The following is a 19,567-nucleotide window of genomic DNA, read 5'->3' as shown; positions in this document are numbered from 1 at the left end:
TCAGGCTCCAGTGATCGCGTTGAATTTGCAGGCGTCCACGCAGGCTCCGCAGCGGATGCACTTGCCGGGGTCGATGGTGTGGGGTGCCTTCCGTTCGCCGATGATGGCGCCCACGGGGCACTTGCGGGCGCACAGGGTGCAGCCCCTGCAGAGCGAGGCCTCGATGGCCGGGGTCATGAGGGACTTGCAGACCCGGCTGGGGCAGACCTTGCGGTGCACGTGGGCCTCGTACTCGCTCCGGAAGTGCTTCAGGGTGCTCAGCACCGGGTTGGGCGCGGTCTTGCCCAGGCCGCAGAGGGCCCCGATCTTCACGTTGCGGGCCAGCATCTCCAGGAGCGGCAGGGTCTCGTCGGTGGCCCGGCCCTCGGTGATGTCGTCGAGAAGGGCCAGCATCTGCCGCGTGCCTTCCCGGCAGGGGACACACTTGCCGCAGCTCTCGTTCTGGGTGAACTGCATGAAGAACTTCGCCACCTGGACCATGCAGGTGTCCTGGTTCATCACCACCAGGCCGCCCGAGCCCACCATGGCGCCGATGGCCGTCAGGTTGTCGAAGTCCATGGGAAGGTCCAGGTGGTCCCGGGTGAGGCACCCCCCGGAGGGTCCGCCGATCTGCACGGCCTTGAAGCCTTCGCCGGAAACCCGGCCGTCCTTGCCCGTGACCCCTCCGCCCACCTCGTAGACGATGTGGCGCAGGCTGGTGCCGAAGGGCACCTCGATCAGGCCCGTGTTGGCCACGTGGCCGGTGAGGGCGAAGGTCTTGGTGCCCGGGCTGGCGGGGGTGCCGGTGGCCTTGAAGGCCTGGGCGCCCTGGGCCAGGATGAGCGGCACCGAAGCGAGGGTCTCGACGTTGTTGATGATCGTGGGCTTGCCGAAGAGGCCGCACTGGGCGGGGAAGGGGGGCTTGGGCATGGGCATGCCGCGCTGGCCTTCGATGGAAGCCAGGAGGGCGGTCTCCTCGCCGCACACGAAGGCGCCGGCGCCTTCCATGACGTGGATCCGGAAGCTCATCCCCGTGCCGAAGACGTCGTCTCCCAGGAGGCCCTGCTTCTCGGCGTCGGCCACGGCCCTGCGCACCCGGGCCACCGCCAGGGGGTACTCGGCCCGAACGTAGACGTAGCCTTCGTCCGCGCCGATGGCGCGGGCGGCGATCATCATGCCCTCGATCACGGCGTGGGGGTTGCCTTCCATCACCGAGCGGTCCATGAAGGCCCCGGGATCGCCCTCGTCCCCGTTGCACACAATGTATTTCTTGGGGCCGGGCTGGATCCGGGCCATCTCCCATTTCCGGCCCGTGGGGAAGCCCCCGCCGCCGCGGCCGCGCAGGCCCGACGCCAGGATCTCGCCGCACACCTCCTCGGGCTGCATCCGGAGGTAGGCCTTGGCGGCGGAATCGTAGCCGCCGTGGCTGAGGTACTCGCGGATGTCCTCGGGATCCAGGGTGCCGCAGCTCTTGAGCACGGTGCGCTGCTGGAGGGCGTAGAAGGGGATCTCATTGCGGCCGCGGCAGGGCTTGCCGGTGACCGGGTGGGGATAGAGGAGGCGTTCGACGGCCACGCCGTCCAGCAAGGTCCGGCTCACGATCTCGGTCACGTCGGAGGGGCGCACCTTGCAATAGAGGATGCCGTCGGGCTCGATGCTGAGCAGGGGGCCCATCTGGCAGAATCCCTGGCATCCGCTCTTGGTGAGCAGGCCGTCCCGGGTGCGGGTCTCCTCGAAGTCCAGTTCGATGTCCAGGGAGATGCCGTTGTCGGAGGCCTCCTTGCGCAGGGCCTCGAAGACCTTCATCGCCCCGTTGGCCATGCAGCCGGTGCCGGCACAGATCACGACGCGCCGCTTGAATCGCTTGGACGCCTCGTTGTAGCCGTCGCCCAAGGCCTGGAGTTCCATCATCGCTGTGTTCACATGCCCTCCTGCTGCCGGATGCCCTCGAGGATTTCCAGGGCCTGGTCCGGCCCCACCTGCCCGTGCACGTCTTCGTTGACCACCATGGCCGGCGCCAGCCCGCAGGCTCCCAGGCACGACACGGTCTCGAGCGTGAACATCATGTCCGAAGTCGTCTTCTTCGCCCCCGCCAGGCCCAGCTTGGCCTGGAGCGCATCCACCAGGTCCTGGCTGCCCTTGACGTGGCAGGCGGTGCCGTCGCAGACGCGGATCACGTACTTGCCCTTGGGCTCCAGGGCGAAATGGCTGTAGAAGGTGGCCACGCCGTAGACGCGGGCCGGGGAGATGCCCAGGGACGTGGCCACCAGGGTCATCACCTCTTCCGGGAGGAACCGGTACTCGTCCTGGACGGCCTGGAGGATGGGAACCAGCCGCGTGCGGTCGCGGTGGTGGCTGTCCAGGATCTGGATCACCTTCTCGAATCTGCGGCCTGCTTCCTGGGCCATGGGTGCCGTTGCTTCCATACTGAAACTCCTTTCGTTCGGGACAGAGCTTCCCCGCCGGCGTTTCGCCGGGTGCGGGTCAGGTGCTTTTCCCGGCCCCGGGGGGCCGGCGCGCTAGCTCAGGGCTGCCGCGGCGCGGCTGTCCGAGAGCCTGCGGAGAAGGTAGGCGAGGCTGGTGAAGAGCTCGAGATTCTCGACGATGACGTCATCCGGGAGATGAAGGTGCACGGGCGCGAAGTTCCAGATGGCCCGGATGCCGCTGTCCACCATGAGGTCCGCCGTGGCCTGCGCCGCCTCGGACGGAACGGTGAGGATGCCCACCGAGATGTGCATGCGCTCGGCCAGGCTGGAGAACTTCTCGATGGGCAGCACGGGGGTGTCGCCCACGCGCATCCCCGCCTTGGCGGGGTCCGCGTCGAAGGCCGCGACGATGCGCGCGCCGGCCCTGTCGAAGCCGGGATATTTCATGAGGGCCGTGCCCAGGCTCCCGACGCCCACCAGGAACGCGTCGGAGTTGCTGTCCCAGTGGAGGAACCCCTCGATGGCCGCCATCAGCTCGGCGACCTTGTGCCCCGTCTTGGGCCGCCCCTGGCACCCCGTGATTGCCAGGTCCTTGCGCACCTGGGTGTGGTGGACGCCCAGCACCTCGGCCATGCGGGCCGCCGATACCTGCTCCTGGCCGGAACCCTGGAGGCGCGCAAGGTACTGGTAGTACCTTGGCAACCTTCTGAGGGTGGGGATGGGAACCGCTGGGCCGGACACGGTGGCCTCCAGAATGATTCAAGATTTTTGAGTCGATACAAAAATCATGATTAAAGGTAACGCCCCGCCTGCTCCCCTGTCAATGGCCGGGTCGAAATTGATAAAAAATGGAAAAAACGGATAGAAATGCGATATGAAATAAGCGAATAATTATAGCGTGATGACTTTTATTCGGTTAATATTTGTGTCTTTCTTGGAATGCATCTAATAGAATACAAATAAACGAAGTGATCGAATTGAAATTTCAATTCATGGACGTGTTAGTATAACCGCTTGAATGGTGTAGAATAAGGCTAAGCTGAATTTAGCATATTAATAGTAATCAATTATGATTAACACGCATTCAATCCATGCGTTCCTAAAATCCGGAATCGATCTGTAGATGATTTTAAATGAATTGATGGAAGAAAGTGCAAGAATAGCTGATATTCAATAATATATTGTTATCATACCGTTCATCCTCAGGAATTGGTTGACAAGTCGTTTGGTTTCGACTCAAATAGTAGCCGTATCAGTTGTGAAAATTCAGCTGATCAAAATTTTGAAAAACGTATTACAACATTTATTAAATTGGCATTTCAAAGGTATCTGCTATCGAAAAAAACTTTGGGCCCACCCGAACTTATGGACGGCCGTAGGCCTCTAAGAGGCCATTTCCCAAATATCTGCCGCCTTCCTTCCGAGGGCTGCGGCGGAAGGCTGACCCTTCCTTGAAAGGATGGATAACGCCATGTCAGGCATAGATTGCATCCAGAAACCCCATCAGGTCCTCGGGCCGGGCTGGGGACGGCTCCACAGGGCGCCCTGGGTTCGGCGGGCGGGAAAGATCCTTCTGGACGCGGGGCTGGCATGCCTGGCCTGGGAACTGGCGGAAGGGGCGGGCGGGTTGGCCGATCGTGTTCCGGGGAGCCAGGTGCTCTTCGTGAGCCTGGCCATGGCCGTCAACCTCGCATGGCAGCTCACGGCCCAGCACTACCGGCTGCTGGACCTGCGGGAGGCCAAGGCGATCCTGTACGCCGACCTGACGCTCACCGCCGCGGTCCTGGTCTTCTGCGCGCTGTGGGGGGAGGGGGTGGTGGCGGAGCGGGACGCCTTCTTGGGGGCCAGCCTCCTGTGCGGCGTCCTGTGGTTCATGGCCCGGATCCTCCTGGGGACCGGCCCGGGCCACCGGACGGCGGCGGGGGCGTGCTCGGAACGGGCGCTCATCGTCGGCGCCGGGCGGGCGGGTCTCCGCCTCTGCCAGGAGGTGTCCGAGCACCCGAAGGTGCGGTTCCAGGTGGTGGGGTTCGTGGATGACGCTCCGGAGAAGCAGGGGCTCCGCATCGAGGGCGTGCCCGTGTTGGGGGCCACCTCCAGGCTGCGCGAGCTGGTGCGCGAACGGGGGATCTCCCTGGTGGTCCTGGGCCTGGCCAGCGCGCCGGGGGCCCGGGTGCGGGAACTGTGCCGGGAGGTGCAGGCCATGGGGGTGAAGGTGAAGGTCGTGCCGGGAATCCTGGATTTGGTGGGGGACCGGCCCTGGAAGCCGCAATGGCGGGACGTGGCCATCGAAGACCTCCTGCGGAGGGAGCCGGTGGTTCTCGACACCACCGCGATCCGCGGGGCGCTGGAAGGCAGGCTGGCCCTCATCACGGGGGCGGGGGGCTCCATCGGCAGCGAACTGGCGCGGAGGGTCGCCGCCTTCGGGCCCAGCCGCATCGTCCTCCTGGGAAGGGGGGAGAACAGCCTCTGGGAGATCGAGGGGGACCTGGCCCGCAGGTTCCCGGGCCTGCCCACGGAGGTGGCCCTGTGCGACGTGCGGGACCCGGCCCGGCTCCGGCAGGTGTTTGAAACCTGGAAGCCCCGCGCGGTGTTCCACGCCGCAGCCCACAAGCATGTCCCCTACCTGGAAAAGCACCCTGAGGAGGCGGTCCTGAACAACATCCTGGGGACGCGCAACGTCCTGGAGGCGGCGCTGGCGGCGGGCACCCAGGTGTTCGTGAACGTTTCCACGGACAAGGCCGTCAACCCCGTGAACGCCCTGGGCGTGAGCAAGCGCATCGGCGAGAACCTCGTGACCCTGGCCGCGGGCCAGGCGCCTCCCGGGGCGCGGTACGTGAGCGTGAGGTTCGGCAACGTCCTGGGGAGCCGCGGCAGCGTCATCCCGCTCTTCCGGGAGCAGATCGCCCGGGGCGGGCCCATCACGGTCACCCACCCGGACATGGTGCGCTACTTCATGACCATTCCCGAGGCGGTCCAGCTGGCCCTGCAGGCCGGGATCCTGGGGGAGACCGCCAAGGTCTTCGTCCTGGACATGGGGGCCCCGGTGCGGATCATGGACCTGGCCCAGGACCTGGCGCGCCTTTCGGGCTTCAGCGCCGGGGTGGACATCGACATCAAGATCACCGGCACCCGGCCCGGGGAGAAGCTCTTCGAGGAGATCTTCTCCGACCGGGAGACGCGAAAGGCCGACATCCATCCCAAGGTGCTCGAGGCGGGCCAGGACCGGCAGGATCCGGACCTCCTCGCGCGCGGGCTCCTGGCCCTGGAGGAGGCTTCGGCCCTGCCGGAGGGCGAGCGCCAGCGCCGGATCCTCCTGTGGTTCCGCAGGCTCGTGCCGGCCTACGTCCCGTCGCCCGAAGGCCTCGGGCGCTGGCTGGACAGGCCCCTGCCGGCCCCCGCCCCGGAAACGGTCCGCACCTAGCCATGGGCATGCCCTCCCTCCCCCCCGGCCTTCGAAGGCCGCTCGCCGCCGCCGCCCTGGCGGGTCTCCTCGCGGGATGCCTCTCGCTGCTCCTGCCGGACCAGTTCCGGGCGGAGGTCCGGATCCTGCCGGATGCCGGGCACGCGGGCGCCCAGGGCCACTCCGGCATCTGGGCCCCCACGGCCCCCCCGGTGGTTCCCGGCACCCGGGAGGACGGTCCCACGGTCATCTACGACGACATCCTCCGGAGCCGGAGGGTGGCCGACCGGGTCCTGCGCGCCGACTACCGGTACCAGGCCAGGACCTGGCGCTTCGGCGCGCTCCGGAGCCACCGGGGGACCCTGCTCCAGTACCTGGGCGCCTCGGATCCGGACCGGGCCATGGGCGCCTTCCGGCGCCTGCTGCGGGTGGAACGCAACCCCAAGTCAGGCCTCCTGACCCTTTCCGCCGAGACCCGGTCGCCCGGGCTGAGCCTCCAGGTGGTGCGCCGCGCCACGGAGGAGCTCCGCCTCGCCCTGGTGGACCTGGCCCAGGCCGACGGCAGGAACCGGGTGCGTTCGACCCAGGCGCGCCTGGAGGAGGTGAGCGCCATCTGCTCGGCCCGGGACGAATCCTTCCGCAGGTTCCAGGACGCCAACCGCAACTGGGAGACCAGCGCCTCGCCCAACCTGCGCCACGAAGGGCGCCGCCTGCAGGAGCAGCTGGCCCTTTGGAGGCGGGTGCAGGAGAACCTCACCCTCAACCAGGAGCAGGCCCTCCTGGAGGCCCGCAACGACGCCCAGACCCTGCTGGTCCTGGACGCCGGGGAGCTGCCCAGCGCCAAGAGCCGGCCCCACCGGTCCTTCATCGTCTTCGGGGCCATGTTCGTCACCGGCACCGCCACCTGGGCCGCCGTCAACCGCACCAAGGTCCACGACCTTTTCATCGCCAAGGAGAAGCCATGAGCAGCAGCACCGTCCCGGCCCATGCCGGGGAACTGATCCGCAAGTTCGAGAAGCGCACGGCCCGGGTGGGGGTGGTGGGGCTGGGGTACGTCGGCCTGCCCCTGGCGGTGGAAAAGGCCAAGGTCGGCTTCCAGGTGGTGGGCTTCGACCGCAACGCCGCCCGGGTGGCCAGCGTGAACCTCGGCGTGAACTACATCGAGGACGTGGTGGACGCCGAACTGCGCGACCTGGTCCTCGACCACAAGCGAATGGAGGCGTCCTCCGAATGGGCCCGGCTGGCGGAGATGGACGCCATCGTCATCTGCGTCCCCACGCCGCTGACCCGCAACCTCACCCCGGACCTCCAGTTCGTGGAGGCCGTCACCCGCGAGGTGGCCCGACGCCTGCGGCCAGGGCAGTTCGTGAGCCTGGAGAGCACCACCTACCCCGGCACGACGGAGGAGGTCATCAAGCCCATCCTGGAATCCACGGGCCTGCGGGAGGGGGAGGATTTCCACCTGGCCTTCAGTCCGGAGCGCGTGGACCCCGGCAACAAGCGCTTCACCACGCGCAACACCAGCAAGGTGGTGGGCGCGGCCAGCCCCACGAGCCTGGAGGTGGCCCTGGCCTTCTACCGGCAGACCATCCAGGAGGTGGTCCCCGTCACCTCGTCCCGGGTGGCGGAGATGGTGAAGGTCTTCGAGAACACCTTCCGCTCGGTGAACATCGCCCTGGTCAACGAGCTGGCCATGCTCTGCGACCGCATGGAGCTGGACGTGTGGGAAGTGCTGGACGCGGCCGGAACCAAGCCCTTCGGGATCATGCCGTTCTACCCCGGCCCCGGGGTGGGGGGGCACTGCATCCCCCTGGACCCCCACTACCTGGAATGGAAGGCCCGGGAGTTCAACTTCAACACCCGCTTCATCGCCCTGGCCGGGGAGATCAACCGGCGCATGCCCGAGTTCGTGGTGGGCAAGGCCATGCGGGTCCTCAGCGACCGGGGGCTGGGCCTGCGGTCGGCGCGCGTGCTGGTGCTGGGCCTGGCCTACAAGAAGGACGTGGACGACGCGCGGGAGAGCCCGGGGGCCGAGGTGCTCGGGCTGCTCGCGGCCCGCGGCGCCCGGGTGGAGTACCACGATCCCCACGTGCCGCGGTACGGCGACGGCCGAATGGACATGCGCAGCGTAGCCCTCACCGAGGCCGCCCTGGACCTGGCCGACCTGGTGGTGATCCTCACGGACCACTCGGACGTGGACTACGCCTTCGTGCTCCGCCACGCCCGGCTCGTGCTGGACACCCGCAACGCCACCCGCGGCCTCAAGGCGGACCGGGACCGGCTGGTGCTCCTGTGAGCGCCCCGGTGAAGGTCGCCGTGGCGGGGGCGGGCGCCTGGGGGCGGAATCACCTTCGGGTCCTCCACGGGCTGGGGGCCCTGGCCGGCGCGGTGGAGGTGTGCGAGGCCTCGCGGGAGCAGGTGCGGCGCGACTACCCGGGGCTGCCGGTGTGGGGGTCCCTGGCGGAGGCCTTCAGGCACGGCGAGGCCGTGGACGGGATCGTCATCGCGACTCCCGCGCCCACCCATGCGGACCTCGCCTCCCAGGCCCTGCGGGCCGGCAGGGGCGTCCTGGTGGAGAAACCCATGACCCTGGAGGCCGTGGAGGCCCAGCGCCTGGTGGACCACGCCGACGCCGCGGGCCGGGTCCTCATGGTCGGGCACCTCCTGCTCTACCAGCCAGCCGTGATGGAACTCAAGCGGGTGCTCGATTCCGGGATCCTGGGGCGGGTGCACCGGATCCACCAGGAACGGACCAACCTGGGCCGCGTGCGGTCCACCGAGAGCGCCTTGTGGAGCCTGGCCCCGCACGACGTGGCGGTGCTCATCCACCTGATGGGGGAGGCCCCCCTGCACGTGGCGGCGGCGGGCGCGGCCTTCCTCCAGCCCGGCATCCACGACGACGTCCACCTGGAGCTGGCCTTTTCCGGGGGGCGCAGCGCCCACGTGCACGTCTCCTGGTACTGGCCGGGGCGGCGCCGGGGGCTGCGCGTCCTGGGGGAGCGGGGCATGCTCGTCTACGACGAGGCGGACCAGAGCCTCACCCTGCACCGCAAGCGCCTGCAGGGAGGAATCACCAGCCGGAGCCTGGAGGCCGTGGACGAGGGGTCCGTGCGGGTCTTCGAGGGCCCGGGCGAGCCCCTGCGGCTGGAGGACGAGCATTTCCTCCATTGCCTGGCCACCGGCAGCACCCCCGTGAGCGACGGCCGCAGCGGCCTCGACGTGATCCGGGTCCTGGAGCGGGCCGATGCCCAGCTCCTCGCGGCCCTTCCACCCACCCTGAAGGAGGCATGAATGAACAGCCTTACCGAAGCACCGTCCCACATGGTGCATCCCCTGGCCGTCGTGGACGAAGGCGCCACCGTGGGCGACGGCACCCGCGTCTGGCACTTCAGCCACGTGTACGGCGGCGCCGTCATTGGCGCCCACTGCGTCCTGGGCCAGAACGTCATGGTGGCCTCGGGCGTGACCATCGGCGACCACTGCAAGATCCAGAACAACGTCTCCCTGTACGAGGGCGTCGTGCTGGAGGACTACGTCTTCTGCGGACCCAGCATGGTCTTCACCAACGTGCGCACCCCGAGGTGCCTCCATCCCCGCAACACCTCCGCGGACTACGCGCCCACCCGCATCAAGCGCGGGGCCAGCATCGGGGCCAACGCCACCATCGTCTGTGGCGTGACCCTCCACGAGGGCGCCTTCGTGGCCGCCGGGGCCGTGGTCACCCGCGACGTCCCGCCCTACGCCATGGTGGCCGGCGTCCCGGCGCGCGTGGTCGGGCACATGTGCGAGCGGGGCGAACGCCTGCGCTTCGACGACGCCGGGTTCGCGCGCACCAGCTATGGCCAGGGCTACCGGCGCACGGCCGACGGCATCGTCCGGAAGGAGGAGGCATGAGCACCCAGACCCGCATACCCAGCCTCGATCTCTCAGGACCGGTGGAGGCCCTCTGGCCGGAACTCTTGGGGGCCGTGGAGAAGGTGCTCCGCTCCGCCCACTTCATCATGGGCCCCGAGGTGGCCGCCTTCGAGGCCGAGGCGGCCCGGTTCCTGGGCGCGCGGCACGCCGTCTCCTGCAATTCCGGGACCGACGCGCTGGTGCTCGCCCTGAGGGCCGCGGGCATCGGCCCCGGGGACGAGGTGATCACCACCCCCTTCACCTTCTTCGCCACCCCCGAGGCCATCAGCAACGTGGGGGCCCGGCCCGTCTTCGTGGACATCGACCCGGACACCTTCAACCTGGATCCCCGGCTCGTGGATGCCGCGGTCACCCCGCGCACCCGGGCCATCCTCCCGGTGCACCTCTTCGGGCGGCCCTGCGACATGGCGGGGGTGCTGGGCGCCGCGGCCCGGCACGGCCTCAAGGTGGTGGAGGACTGCGCCCAGTCCTTCGGCGCCCGGTACCACGGCAAGGCCGTGGGCACCCTGGGGCACGCGGGGTGCTTCAGCTTCTTCCCCGCCAAGAACCTCTCCGGATTCGGCGACGGCGGCCTCCTGGCCACGGACGACGAAGGCCTCGCCCAGACGGCCCGGATGCTCCGGGTGCACGGGAGCCGCAGGAAGTACCACAACGAGGCCGTGGGCTGCAACTCGCGCCTGGACGAACTGCAGGCCGCCCTGCTGCGGGTAAAGCTGCCCCATGTGGAAGCCTGGAACGAGGCCCGGGTCCGGGCCGCGCGCACCTACCAGGAACTCCTGGAGGGGGAGGAGCGCCTCGTGCCGCCGGGGATCGGCGATGGCCACGTGTTCAACCAGTACACGGTCCGCCTGCGCAGCCGGGTCCTGGACCGGGACCGGGTGCGCTCCCGGCTGGAGGAGGAGGGCATCGACGCCATGGTCTACTACCCCGTGCCCTGCCACCGCCTGAAGGTCTACGCGGAGAGCCATGGGGACGTCGTCTGCCCCGAGGCCGAGCGGGCCGCCTCCGAGGTCCTGAGCCTGCCCCTGTGGCCGGGCATCGATCGGGACACCCAGGGCCAGGTGGCCTCCACCCTGCGCCGCGTCCTCCGGGAAGGGTGAGGCGTGCCGTCCCCCTTCACCGGGTTCCGCCTGAAGGTCCTGCAGGTCGCGGGCGGTACCGCCGTGGCCCAGGGCCTCCTGGTGGCGGCCGCGCCGGTCCTGACGCGCCTCTACACGCCCGCGGACTTCGGGGTGCTGGTGGTGTACGTGTCCCTGGTCTCCCTGCTGGTGACCGTGGCCTCCCTGCGCTTCGAGCTGGCGCTGCCCCTTCCCGAAGGCGAGGCGGAGGCCGCGGGACTCCTGCTGCTGTGCGTGGCGCTGGTGGCCCTCACCACCGCCGCGGGCGCCCTGGGCATCCACGCCTTCCGGGGCCGGATCCTGGGGTGGATGGGGGAGCCGGGCCTGGGCCCCTACCTCTGGCTGGTGCCGGTGAGCACCCTTGGTGCGGGGCTCTACCAGGTGTTCACCTGCTGGGCCATCCGCAAGGAGCGGTACGACCGCATCGCCCGCACCCGGGTGACCCAGGGGGTGACGCAGCTGGCAGTGCAGGTGGCCGCGGGGCTCCTGGGGCAGGGGCCCGCGGGCCTCCTGGCGGGGGACGCCCTGGGCCGCACCAACGGCACCCGGACCCTGGCCCTCCTGGACTGGCGCAGGGACTGGGCCCAGGTCCGCCGGACCGGGCCCCGGGATCTCCTGGCCGCCGCCCGGCGCTACCGGAGCTTTCCCCTCTACTCCAGCGGCACGGCCCTGCTGAACACCCTGAACCTGCGCATGCCCGGGCTCCTCCTGGCCATCGGGTACGGCCCGGCCACCGCGGGCTGCTTCGCCCTGGCCCAGCGGGTGTTCGCGCTGCCCAGCTCGATCATCGGGGAATCCGTGGCCCAGGTGTTCTTCGGGGAATCCGCGCAGCTCAAGGGCGGGAGCCTCATGCCGCTGTTCAAGGGCACGGTGAAGCGCATGTTCCTGCTGGGCCTTCCGGTCATGGCCCTGTCGTCGGCGGCGGGGTGGTTCCTCTTCCCGGCCCTCTTCGGGGCGGCCTGGAAGAGCGCGGGGGTCTTCCTGGTGGCCATCGCCCCCATGGCCCTGGCCCAGTTCACCGGCGCCTGCGTCTCCAGCGCCCTGGTGGTCCTGGAGCGCCAGGACCTGGCCCTCCTGCGGGAGATCATCCGGTCCCTGCTCTTTTTCGGCGGTATCGGCGCCGCCTGGCTCCTGAAGTGGGATGCGCCGCACGCGGTGGGCCTGTTCGGGCTGACGGGGACCCTGTCCTACGCCCTCTACGGGTGGATCACCTGGTACGCCATCCGGCGCCACGACCTGGCGCAGGCCCGGCCATGAGGGCCTGGGCCGAGGCCCTGCGGATCCCGGCGCCGTTCCTGGCGCTGGGGGCCTTCCTTTTCGCCGGGGTGATCAAGGCCGGGCCGCTGCTGTCGCGGCTGCCCGTGGACCTGACCCTCCTGGCCGGGGCGGGGCTCGCCTGGGTCCTGCTCCGGGCCTGGCTCCGCGGGGCCCGGGCGGCCTCGGCTCCGGGACTGGGGCTCACCGGCCTGTGGTACGCCAGCTTCCTGCCCGGGGCCGCCCTGGCGGCGCCATCGGCCTACGCCTTCCAGAAGGTGGCGACCCTCTTCACCTTCAGCCTCCTGACGTCCCTCGCCCCGTTCGTCCTGGTGCGGGAGTTCGAGGACCTGCGTCCCTTCCTTCGCGCCGTGGCCCTGTTCTGCCTGGTGATCACCGCCGACGGCCTCCTGGGCGCGGGCGCCGGCGCCCAGCGCCTGGAGACCGCGGGGGGCGGAACCATCGCCCTGGGGCGGGCGGCGGGCTTCCTCTTCCTCGCCGGCGCGATCCTCCTTGCCCGGCCCGGGCCCCTGTCCCCGCCCATCCTGGTCCTCACGGGCGCCGCCGCGGTGGCCGCGGTCTTCTCCGGTTCCCGGGGGCCCATGGTGGGGGCCGTCCTGGCCCTGGCGCTGACCTTCGCGCTGGGCAGGCGCGGGGCGGGGACGGCCCTGCCCAAGCTGCTGCTGTGCGGCGGGGCCGTGGCCTTGGCGGTGGCCCTTTCCCTGGCCCTGGCGCCCCCGGGCTCCCTCCGGCGCACCGGGAGCTTCCTGCGGGGCGAGTTCGGAACCTCCGAACGGTACCGGGCCGTGGCGGCCCGGGCCGCCTGGGACCGCCTGGGTTCGCGGCCCTGGGGCGACGGCTGGGGGGGATTCGCCACCCAGGTCGACCTGGACGGGGGCACCGGCCGCCAGTACCCCCACAACCTCCTCCTGGAGGTCACCCTCGAATCGGGGTGGGCCTGCGGCGCCTGCACCGCGCTGGTGCTGGGGGCGGCCCTCCGTGCCGCCCGGGCGCGCACGGACCGGGCCGAGGGACGGATCCTCTTCGCGGGCCTGGTCTTCTGGATCGTCAACGCCCTGGTGAGCGGGGACGTGAACGACAACCGGCCCCTGTTCGCCTTCGTCTCCGCCGCCCTGTGCCTGGGGGCCCCATGAGCCGCATGGCCGTGGTCACCACCGCCCATCCCTGGGGGGACCCCCGCGTCTTCGGGCGTGAACTGGCGGCCTGCCTGGAATGGGGACTGGAGGTGCACCTCTTCGCGGTGCCGCCGGCCCGGGAGGGATGGAGGCCGGAACCGGGGCTGCGGCTCCACCCCCTGCCGCACCGGGGCAGCCGCCTGGGGCGGATCGGCGCGGCCCTGGGTGTCTGGCGCCGCGTCCTCCGGGAGGGGCCCTTCCGGGTGGTGCACTTCCACGACCCCGAACTGCTCCCCGCCATGGCGCTCCTGGGCCTCCTGTCGCCCGGGACCTTCCTCCTGTACGACATCCACGAGGACCTGCCCCTCCAGTTCCGTTCCAAGGCCTACCTGCCCCCCTGGGCCCGGCCGGTCCTGGAGCATCTGGCGGCCTGGGCCATGGGACTGGCGGGAAGGCTCTTCGATGGTTTCGCCCCCGCCACCGAGGCCATCGCGGGCCAGTGGCCCCCCGCGGCCACCCGGGTGGTGCACAACTACCCCCGGGCCGTCTTCTGCGTGCCCCCCCGGGCGCCGGATCCCCGGCGGGTGCTGTACATGGGCGGTCTCTCCCGCGGCCGGGGCATCCCCCTCGCCCTCGAGGCCATGTGCATGGCCCGCCGCAGCGTGCCGGACCTGCGGCTGGAACTGGCGGGCTGGATCCTGGAGCCTGAGGTGGGCGCCCTCGTGGAGGCCGCGTCCCGGGAGGGCTGGTGCCGCCACGTCCCCACCCTGGATGCCGGGGCCCTGGCCGCCCACGCGGCGGGGGCGGGCATCGGCCTGGTGACCCTGCTCCCCCTGCCCAACTACCTGGAATCCCTCCCCACCAAGCTGTTCGAGTACATGGCCCTGGGGATCCCGGTGCTGGCCTCGGACTTCCCCCTGTGGCGCCGGCTCGTGGAGGACAGCGGCGCCGGCCGCGTGGTGCCGCCCGAGCCCGGACCCGTGGCCCGGGCGCTGGTGGAAATGGCCCTGGACCCCGAAGCGCTCCGGACCCACGCCCTCCGGGGCAGGGCCGCCTACCGGGAGCGGTACCGGTGGGAGGCCGAGGCCCCCAACCTCCGCTGGCACCTGGAACGGGCCGGCGCCCTGGAGCGGATCCCCGCGAAGGAGACCCCATGAACATCCTCCTCGTCAATGCCTATGCCCTGGCCCCGGACCAGCCCGGGGGCACCCGCCACTTCTCCCTGGCCCAGGCCCTCACGCGCAGGGGGCACGCCGTGGTCATCGCCGCCTCGGGCTTCGACCACCTCACCCGCACCGCCTCGGTGCCCCGGGGGGAGGCGGCCCGGCGCGAGACGCGGGAAGGGGTGGTCTTCGTGCGGCTGCGTACTCCTCCCTACCGGGGCAACGGGGCCGGGCGGCTGTGGAACATGCTGGCCTTCGCACGGAGCGTGGGAACGGTGCTGCCGCGGTACCTGGGCTCCTGGCCGGACGTGGTGGTGGGCAGCAGTCCCCACCCCTTCGGCGCCCGGGCCGCGCTCCGCCTGGCCCGGCGCCTGGGGGTGCCGTTCGTGCTGGAGATCCGGGACGTGTGGCCCCAGTCCCTCACGGACGTGATGGGCGTGTCGCCCCGGCACCCCATCGTCTGGGTCCTGGAGCGCATCGAGCGGGAGCTGTACCGGGGGGCGGACCACATCGTCACCCTCCTGCCCAAGGTGGCGGGGCGGGTCGCCGAACGCGGCGGGGATCCCGGCGCCATCACCTGGGTGCCCAACGGCATCGACCTGGCCATGGTCCCGCCCGTGGCCGAGCCCCGGGACGGGGACACCTTCACGGTCATGTACGCGGGTTCCCACGGGGTCACCAACGCCCTGGACGTGCTCTTGGACGCCGCGGCCATCCTGCAGGAACGCGCGCCGCACCTGCCCAGGCGCCTGGCCCTGGTGCTGGTGGGCACCGGCCCCGAGAAGCCCCGCCTGGAGGCCAGGGCCCGGAGCCTGGGCCTGGCCAACCTGACTTTCCGGCCCCCCGTGCCCAAGCGGGACGTGTACGCCCTGCTTTCCCAGGCCGACGCGTTCTGGGTCAGCTCGGCGGACGCGGGCCTCTGGGAGCACGGCATCAGCTTCAACAAGCTCTACGACTTCATGGCCATGGGACGGCCCACGGTCATCGGGGTGCGCTGCTCCACCAACCCGATCCAGCTCTCCGGCGGGGGCCTGACGGTGCTTCCCGGCAGCGCCCAGGCCATGGCCGATGGGGTCGAACGGCTCCTGGCCGCGGGCCACGGGCGGCGGCTGGCCATGGGCGCGAAGGCCAGGAGCTTCGTGGAGGCCAACTTCGACATGCGCCGGCTGGGGGAAGCCTTCGAATCGGCCCTCCTGGAAGCCCTGGCCACCGGTTGCGGAGGCGCCCATGCGTCGTGAATTCATCGGACCTTCGGACCCCGCCTGGGCCGCGTTCCTGGAGGCGGCTCCCCACGACTTCTACCACCTGCCGGGCTATGTGGAGCTCTGCGCCCGCCGGGACGCGGGCGAGGCCGCGGCCTTCCTGGCCGAGGAGGGCGGGCGGGCCATGCTCATGCCCCTGGTGCTGCGCCCCGTGCCGGGAGCGGCGTGGCGGGACGCGTGCGCGCCCTACGGGTATCCCTGTCCCCTCTTCCGCGGCGGGCCCACGCCGGACCAGGTGGGGGCCTTCCTGGCCGCGTTCGCCGAGGCCGGCGCGGGCGAAGGCCTCGTGAGCGCCTTCTTCCGGCTCCACCCCCTTCTGCCGGCCCCGGACGGACCCTTCGAGCGGTACGGCACCCTGGTGGACCACGGGCAGACCGTGTACCTGGACCTGGAACTGCTCCCGGAGGAGCTGGAGCGCCAGACCCGCGTGAACCACCGCGCCGACGCCCGCAAGCTCCTGGGCGAGGGGTTCCGGGTGGAGGTGGACGGCTGGGACCGCCTGGCGGCCTTCGTGGACATCTACGAGGCGACCATGGCCTACCGCGGCTCGGACGCCGCCTACCGCTTCGACGCCGCCTACTTCCGCGACCTGCGCGGGTGCCTGGGGGAGCGCCTCCACCTGTGCATGGTGGTGGCCCCCGAAGGGGAGGCGGCGGCGGGGGGCCTCTTCACCGACATGGGCGGCCTGATGCAGTTCCACCTGGCGGGCACCGCCCCCGCGTTCCGCCGGGCCGGGCCGGCCAAGCTCATGCTCCTGCACATGCGGGACCAGGCCCGGCACTGGGGTGCCCGGAGGCTCCACCTCGGCGGCGGGGTGGGCTGCGCGGAGGACTCCCTGGCCTTCTTCAAGCAGGGCTTCTCGCGGCTCCGGGCTCGCTTCTCCACCTACCGGATGGTCCTCCTGCCCCGCATCTACCGGGAGCTGGCCGCGGACCCCGCCGGCGACTTCTTCCCCGCCTACCGCCATCCCTGAGGACGCCATGGACCCCTTGAATCCCCGCCCCTTCACCCTGCTGCGCACCGCCGCGGGCTCCCCCCCCACGGTGAGCCAGTACCGCCACTTCCGCGAGCTGGGCTGCCGCATCGTGGCCGCCGACTGCGACGGCCGGAGCGTGGGGTTCGCCTTCGCGGACGCCGCCTACGTCGTGCCGAGGGTGGGCGACCCCGGCTACCTGGACCGCATGGTCGAGATCTGCGGCCTGGAGGGGGTGGATCTCTTCCTGCCGGCCCTGGACGAGGAACTGGCGCTCTGTTCGGCCCACCGCGACCGGTTCGCCGGGGCCGGAACCAAGGTGCTGGTCTCCGGCCCCGAGGCCCTGGCGGTGTGCACGGACAAGCTCCGGACCTTCGAGGCGTTCCGGGACCTGGGGATCCCCACGCCCCGCACCCTGCCCGCGTCCGAGTACCGGGAGGGCGCCTTCCCGTCCTATCCCGTGGTGATCAAGCCCCGGGCCGGCCGCGGGGGCACCGGCGTGCACGTGGCGCGCTCCCACGCGGAGGCGGCGTTCTTCGCGTCCTACGTGGCGGACCCGGTGGTCCAGGAACACTGCCCGGGCGAGGAGCTGACCCTGGACGTGCTGGCGGACCTGGACAGCGAGGTGGTGATCCTCTCGCCCCGAAGGCGCCTGGCCGTGGATTCGGGCATCTCCTCCAAGGGCGCGACCTGCTGGAGGGACGATCTGCTGCCCCCGGTGCGCCGCATGGTGAAGGCCCTGGGACTGGTGGGGCCGGTGAACGTGCAGTGCTTCGTGGACGGCGCCACGCGCTTCACGGAGATCAACGCCCGCATCGCGGGCACCGCCATCCTCACCCAGGCCGCGGGGGTGCCCTACTTCCAGGGGATCCTGGACCTCTGCCGGGGCCGGACCCCCGAACCCTGGCTCAAGGCCGCCGCGCCACTGGTGATGTTCCGGTACTGGGAGGAATCCTTCCTGACCCCCGGGGGCGGAGAATGAGCGCAACCCTGCTGGCGGTGGGCTTCGACCTGGACTACACCCTCTGGGACCATGGCGATTTCGCGGCCTCCTTCTTCGGGGCCATCGCCTGCGAGCTGGGGGGGCGCCTGGGCTGCAGCGGGCGCCGGGTGGAGTGCGTCCTGGCGGACACCCTGGCCCGGCTCACCCTGGGCCATCCCCGCCTCTTCGACGAGGCCCTGCTCCGCATGGGCGTGGAGGACCCCGGCCTGGTGGCGGAACTGGTGGAGCGCTACCACCGCCACCGCCCCCCCCTGCGGCCCTATCCCGGCGCCCTGGACGAACTGCGGCGCCTCCGGAACCGGGGCTACCGCACGTTCCTGGTCACCGACGGCCTGAGCGACACCCAGCGCTACAAGGTCGAGGCGCTGGGCCTTCGGCCCTGGTTCGACGAGCTGGTGTTCACGGGGGACTTCCCCCGGATCCTCCACAAGCCCAGCCCCTTCCCGTTCCTCCTGGCCTGCCGGAGGCTGGGCGTGAGGCCCCGGCAGTGCGCCTACGTGGGGGACAACCCCCTGTGCGACTTCGAGGGGCCCATGCGCCTGGGGATGCTCACCATCGGCGTGCCCACCGGGCCCTTCGCGGGGCGGCCGTCGCCCCCGGGCCATCCACCCGAGCGCCTGGTGGCGGGCCTCGGGGAACTGGGAGGCCTCCTGTGAGCCGGCTCAAGCGCGCCTTCGACGTGGCCGGGAGCCTGGCCCTGCTGGCGGCCCTGGCGCCCCTCCTCGCCGCCGCGGCCCTGGCCGTGGCGCTGGACGGCCCGGGCCCCGTCCTCTTCCGCCAGCGGCGCCTGGGCCTGGGGGGCCGCCCCTTCACCATCCTGAAGTTCCGCACCATGGCCGCCGGGGACCCGGAGGCCGAGACCCGCCGGGACGACCCGCGCATCACCCGGGTGGGGGCCGTGTTGCGGGCCTGGCGCATCGACGAGCTGCCCCAGCTGGTGAACGTGCTGCGGGGGGAGATGAGCCTGGTAGGGCCGCGGCCGCTGCTGGAGCGCTACCTGCCGTACTATTCCGACCTGGACCGGCGGCGCATGGAGGTCCCGCCGGGCATGACGGGGTGGCAGCAGGTCCAGGGCGCCGCGCGCCACGGCTGGCGGGAGCGGGTGGACCTGGACGTGTGGTACGTGGACCACCGGAGCTTCGGGCTGGACCTGCGGATCCTGGCGCTCACCGTGGGCGTCGTCCTGCGGGCCGACAGCGCCTACGCCCCCGACGGCTCCCAGCGCAGCGGCATCCCCGACGGGGCCCCGCGGGAGCGCCCATGAGACCCGTCACGAAGCTCGTGCTGGCGCCCCATGCCGACGACGAGGTCCTGGGCCTGGGGGGCGCCATCGCCCGGTGGGCCCGGGAGGGCCACGCCGTGCACGTGGTGGTGGCCACCCGGGGGTACCCCCCCGTCTGGTCCCCCGACGAGGAGAACGCCTGCCGCGCGGAGGCCCTCCAGGCCCACGCCCGCCTGGGGGTGGCCTCGGCCCGGTTCCTGGACCTGCCCGCCGCGGAGCTGGACACCCTCATGCACCGGGAGCTGAACCGCCACCTCCTGGACGCGGTGCGGCGCCTGGCCCCCGAGGAGCTGTACCTTCCCTTCCCGGGCGACCTGCACCGGGACCACCAGCTGGTGTTCCATTCCGCGCTGGTGGCCGCGCGCCCGGGCAATCCCGGCTATCCGCGCAGCATCCACGCTTACGAGACCCTTTCCGAAACCAACTGGAACGCGCCGTCCCTGACCCCGGGGTTCATCCCCCACCATTTCGTGGACATCGGCGAAACCCTGGAGGACAAGCTCGACGCCTTCGCCCTTTTCCGGACCCAGGTGAGGCCGCCGCCCCACGAGCGGTCCCTGGAGGCGCTGCGCGCCCTGGCGGTCCTGAGGGGCGCCACCGTGGGCCTGGCTGCGGCCGAGGCCTTCGTCACCATTCGCACCGTCGACTGACGGGGA

General features: G+C 71.0%; 18 protein-coding genes. 15 read left to right on the top strand and 3 right to left on the bottom strand.

Annotation, left to right across the window (positions count from 1 at the left end; all coding sequences use genetic code 11):
* The 3 genes from ACZ5LB_RS13050 to ACZ5LB_RS13040 all read right to left on the bottom strand — a co-directional run bounded on the left by ACZ5LB_RS13050 (window position 1) and on the right by ACZ5LB_RS13040 (window position 3,146).
* Window positions 1-1,890, bottom strand: coding sequence for an NADH-ubiquinone oxidoreductase-F iron-sulfur binding region domain-containing protein (locus ACZ5LB_RS13050; RefSeq protein WP_464606313.1), 1,890 nt, complete (start codon window positions 1,888-1,890; stop codon window positions 1-3).
* A gap of 8 nt (window positions 1,891-1,898) precedes the next feature.
* The gene (gene nuoE, locus ACZ5LB_RS13045; RefSeq protein WP_464602662.1) at window positions 1,899-2,405 is read right to left on the bottom strand and encodes an NADH-quinone oxidoreductase subunit NuoE; all 507 of its coding nucleotides are present in this window, start codon (window positions 2,403-2,405) and stop codon (window positions 1,899-1,901) included.
* A 93-nt stretch (window positions 2,406-2,498) separates the two neighbouring features.
* Window positions 2,499-3,146, bottom strand: a complete 648-nt coding sequence (locus tag ACZ5LB_RS13040; protein WP_464602661.1) for a redox-sensing transcriptional repressor Rex — start codon at window positions 3,144-3,146, stop codon at window positions 2,499-2,501.
* 730 nt (window positions 3,147-3,876) lie between these two features.
* On the opposite strand from ACZ5LB_RS13040, the gene ACZ5LB_RS13035 reads away from it, so the two are divergent.
* The 15 genes from ACZ5LB_RS13035 to ACZ5LB_RS12965 are packed head-to-tail and all read left to right on the top strand — an operon-like array spanning window position 3,877 to window position 19,561.
* Window positions 3,877-5,826, top strand: coding sequence for a polysaccharide biosynthesis protein (locus ACZ5LB_RS13035; RefSeq protein ID WP_464602660.1), 1,950 nt, complete (start codon window positions 3,877-3,879; stop codon window positions 5,824-5,826).
* An 8-nt stretch (window positions 5,827-5,834) separates the two neighbouring features.
* Window positions 5,835-6,770 (top strand): hypothetical protein, encoded by a 936-nt coding sequence (locus ACZ5LB_RS13030; protein ID WP_464602659.1) that lies wholly within the window; start codon window positions 5,835-5,837, stop codon window positions 6,768-6,770.
* Window positions 6,767-8,101, top strand: coding sequence for a nucleotide sugar dehydrogenase (locus ACZ5LB_RS13025; RefSeq protein ID WP_464602658.1), 1,335 nt, complete (start codon window positions 6,767-6,769; stop codon window positions 8,099-8,101). Before ACZ5LB_RS13030 ends, ACZ5LB_RS13025 begins: the two co-directional genes overlap by 4 nt.
* Window positions 8,098-9,096: a Gfo/Idh/MocA family protein gene (locus ACZ5LB_RS13020; protein WP_464602657.1), complete on the top strand. Its 999-nt coding sequence runs from the start codon at window positions 8,098-8,100 to the stop codon at window positions 9,094-9,096. Before ACZ5LB_RS13025 ends, ACZ5LB_RS13020 begins: the two co-directional genes overlap by 4 nt.
* Window positions 9,097-9,699, top strand: a complete 603-nt coding sequence (locus tag ACZ5LB_RS13015; RefSeq protein ID WP_464602656.1) for an acyltransferase — start codon at window positions 9,097-9,099, stop codon at window positions 9,697-9,699.
* Window positions 9,696-10,820, top strand: a complete 1,125-nt coding sequence (locus ACZ5LB_RS13010) for a DegT/DnrJ/EryC1/StrS family aminotransferase (RefSeq protein WP_464602655.1) — start codon at window positions 9,696-9,698, stop codon at window positions 10,818-10,820. The genes ACZ5LB_RS13015 and ACZ5LB_RS13010 overlap by 4 nt, the downstream gene beginning before the upstream one ends.
* Before the next feature lie 3 nt (window positions 10,821-10,823).
* The gene (locus ACZ5LB_RS13005) at window positions 10,824-12,095 is read left to right on the top strand and encodes a lipopolysaccharide biosynthesis protein (protein WP_464602654.1); all 1,272 of its coding nucleotides are present in this window, start codon (window positions 10,824-10,826) and stop codon (window positions 12,093-12,095) included.
* Window positions 12,092-13,246 carry an O-antigen ligase family protein gene (locus tag ACZ5LB_RS13000; protein ID WP_464602653.1) on the top strand — a complete coding sequence of 385 codons (1,155 nt, stop codon included), beginning with the start codon at window positions 12,092-12,094 and terminating at the stop codon, window positions 13,244-13,246. The genes ACZ5LB_RS13005 and ACZ5LB_RS13000 overlap by 4 nt, the downstream gene beginning before the upstream one ends.
* Window positions 13,243-14,385, top strand: coding sequence for a glycosyltransferase family 4 protein (locus tag ACZ5LB_RS12995; RefSeq protein WP_464602652.1), 1,143 nt, complete (start codon window positions 13,243-13,245; stop codon window positions 14,383-14,385). Before ACZ5LB_RS13000 ends, ACZ5LB_RS12995 begins: the two co-directional genes overlap by 4 nt.
* A complete protein-coding gene (locus tag ACZ5LB_RS12990) occupies window positions 14,382-15,629 on the top strand; it encodes a glycosyltransferase family 4 protein (protein ID WP_464602651.1) in 1,248 nt (415 codons plus the stop codon). The genes ACZ5LB_RS12995 and ACZ5LB_RS12990 overlap by 4 nt, the downstream gene beginning before the upstream one ends.
* On the top strand, window positions 15,619-16,626 hold the full coding sequence (locus ACZ5LB_RS12985; protein ID WP_464602650.1) for a GNAT family N-acetyltransferase: 1,008 nt from the start codon (window positions 15,619-15,621) through the stop codon (window positions 16,624-16,626). The genes ACZ5LB_RS12990 and ACZ5LB_RS12985 overlap by 11 nt, the downstream gene beginning before the upstream one ends.
* A 7-nt stretch (window positions 16,627-16,633) precedes the next feature.
* Window positions 16,634-17,608 carry an ATP-grasp domain-containing protein gene (locus ACZ5LB_RS12980; protein WP_464602649.1) on the top strand — a complete coding sequence of 325 codons (975 nt, stop codon included), beginning with the start codon at window positions 16,634-16,636 and terminating at the stop codon, window positions 17,606-17,608.
* The gene (locus ACZ5LB_RS12975) at window positions 17,605-18,285 is read left to right on the top strand and encodes an HAD family hydrolase (RefSeq protein WP_464602648.1); all 681 of its coding nucleotides are present in this window, start codon (window positions 17,605-17,607) and stop codon (window positions 18,283-18,285) included. The genes ACZ5LB_RS12980 and ACZ5LB_RS12975 overlap by 4 nt, the downstream gene beginning before the upstream one ends.
* Window positions 18,282-18,893 carry a sugar transferase gene (locus tag ACZ5LB_RS12970; protein WP_464602647.1) on the top strand — a complete coding sequence of 204 codons (612 nt, stop codon included), beginning with the start codon at window positions 18,282-18,284 and terminating at the stop codon, window positions 18,891-18,893. The genes ACZ5LB_RS12975 and ACZ5LB_RS12970 overlap by 4 nt, the downstream gene beginning before the upstream one ends.
* Window positions 18,890-19,561, top strand: a complete 672-nt coding sequence (locus ACZ5LB_RS12965; protein WP_464602646.1) for a PIG-L deacetylase family protein — start codon at window positions 18,890-18,892, stop codon at window positions 19,559-19,561. The genes ACZ5LB_RS12970 and ACZ5LB_RS12965 overlap by 4 nt, the downstream gene beginning before the upstream one ends.
* Window positions 19,562-19,567: the final 6 nt, after the last annotated feature.

Source organism: Mesoterricola sp. MK458 (genome assembly GCF_055384935.1).
The sequence above is the reverse complement of the archived record's forward strand: the minus strand, read 5'-3'. Positions and strand labels throughout refer to the sequence as shown.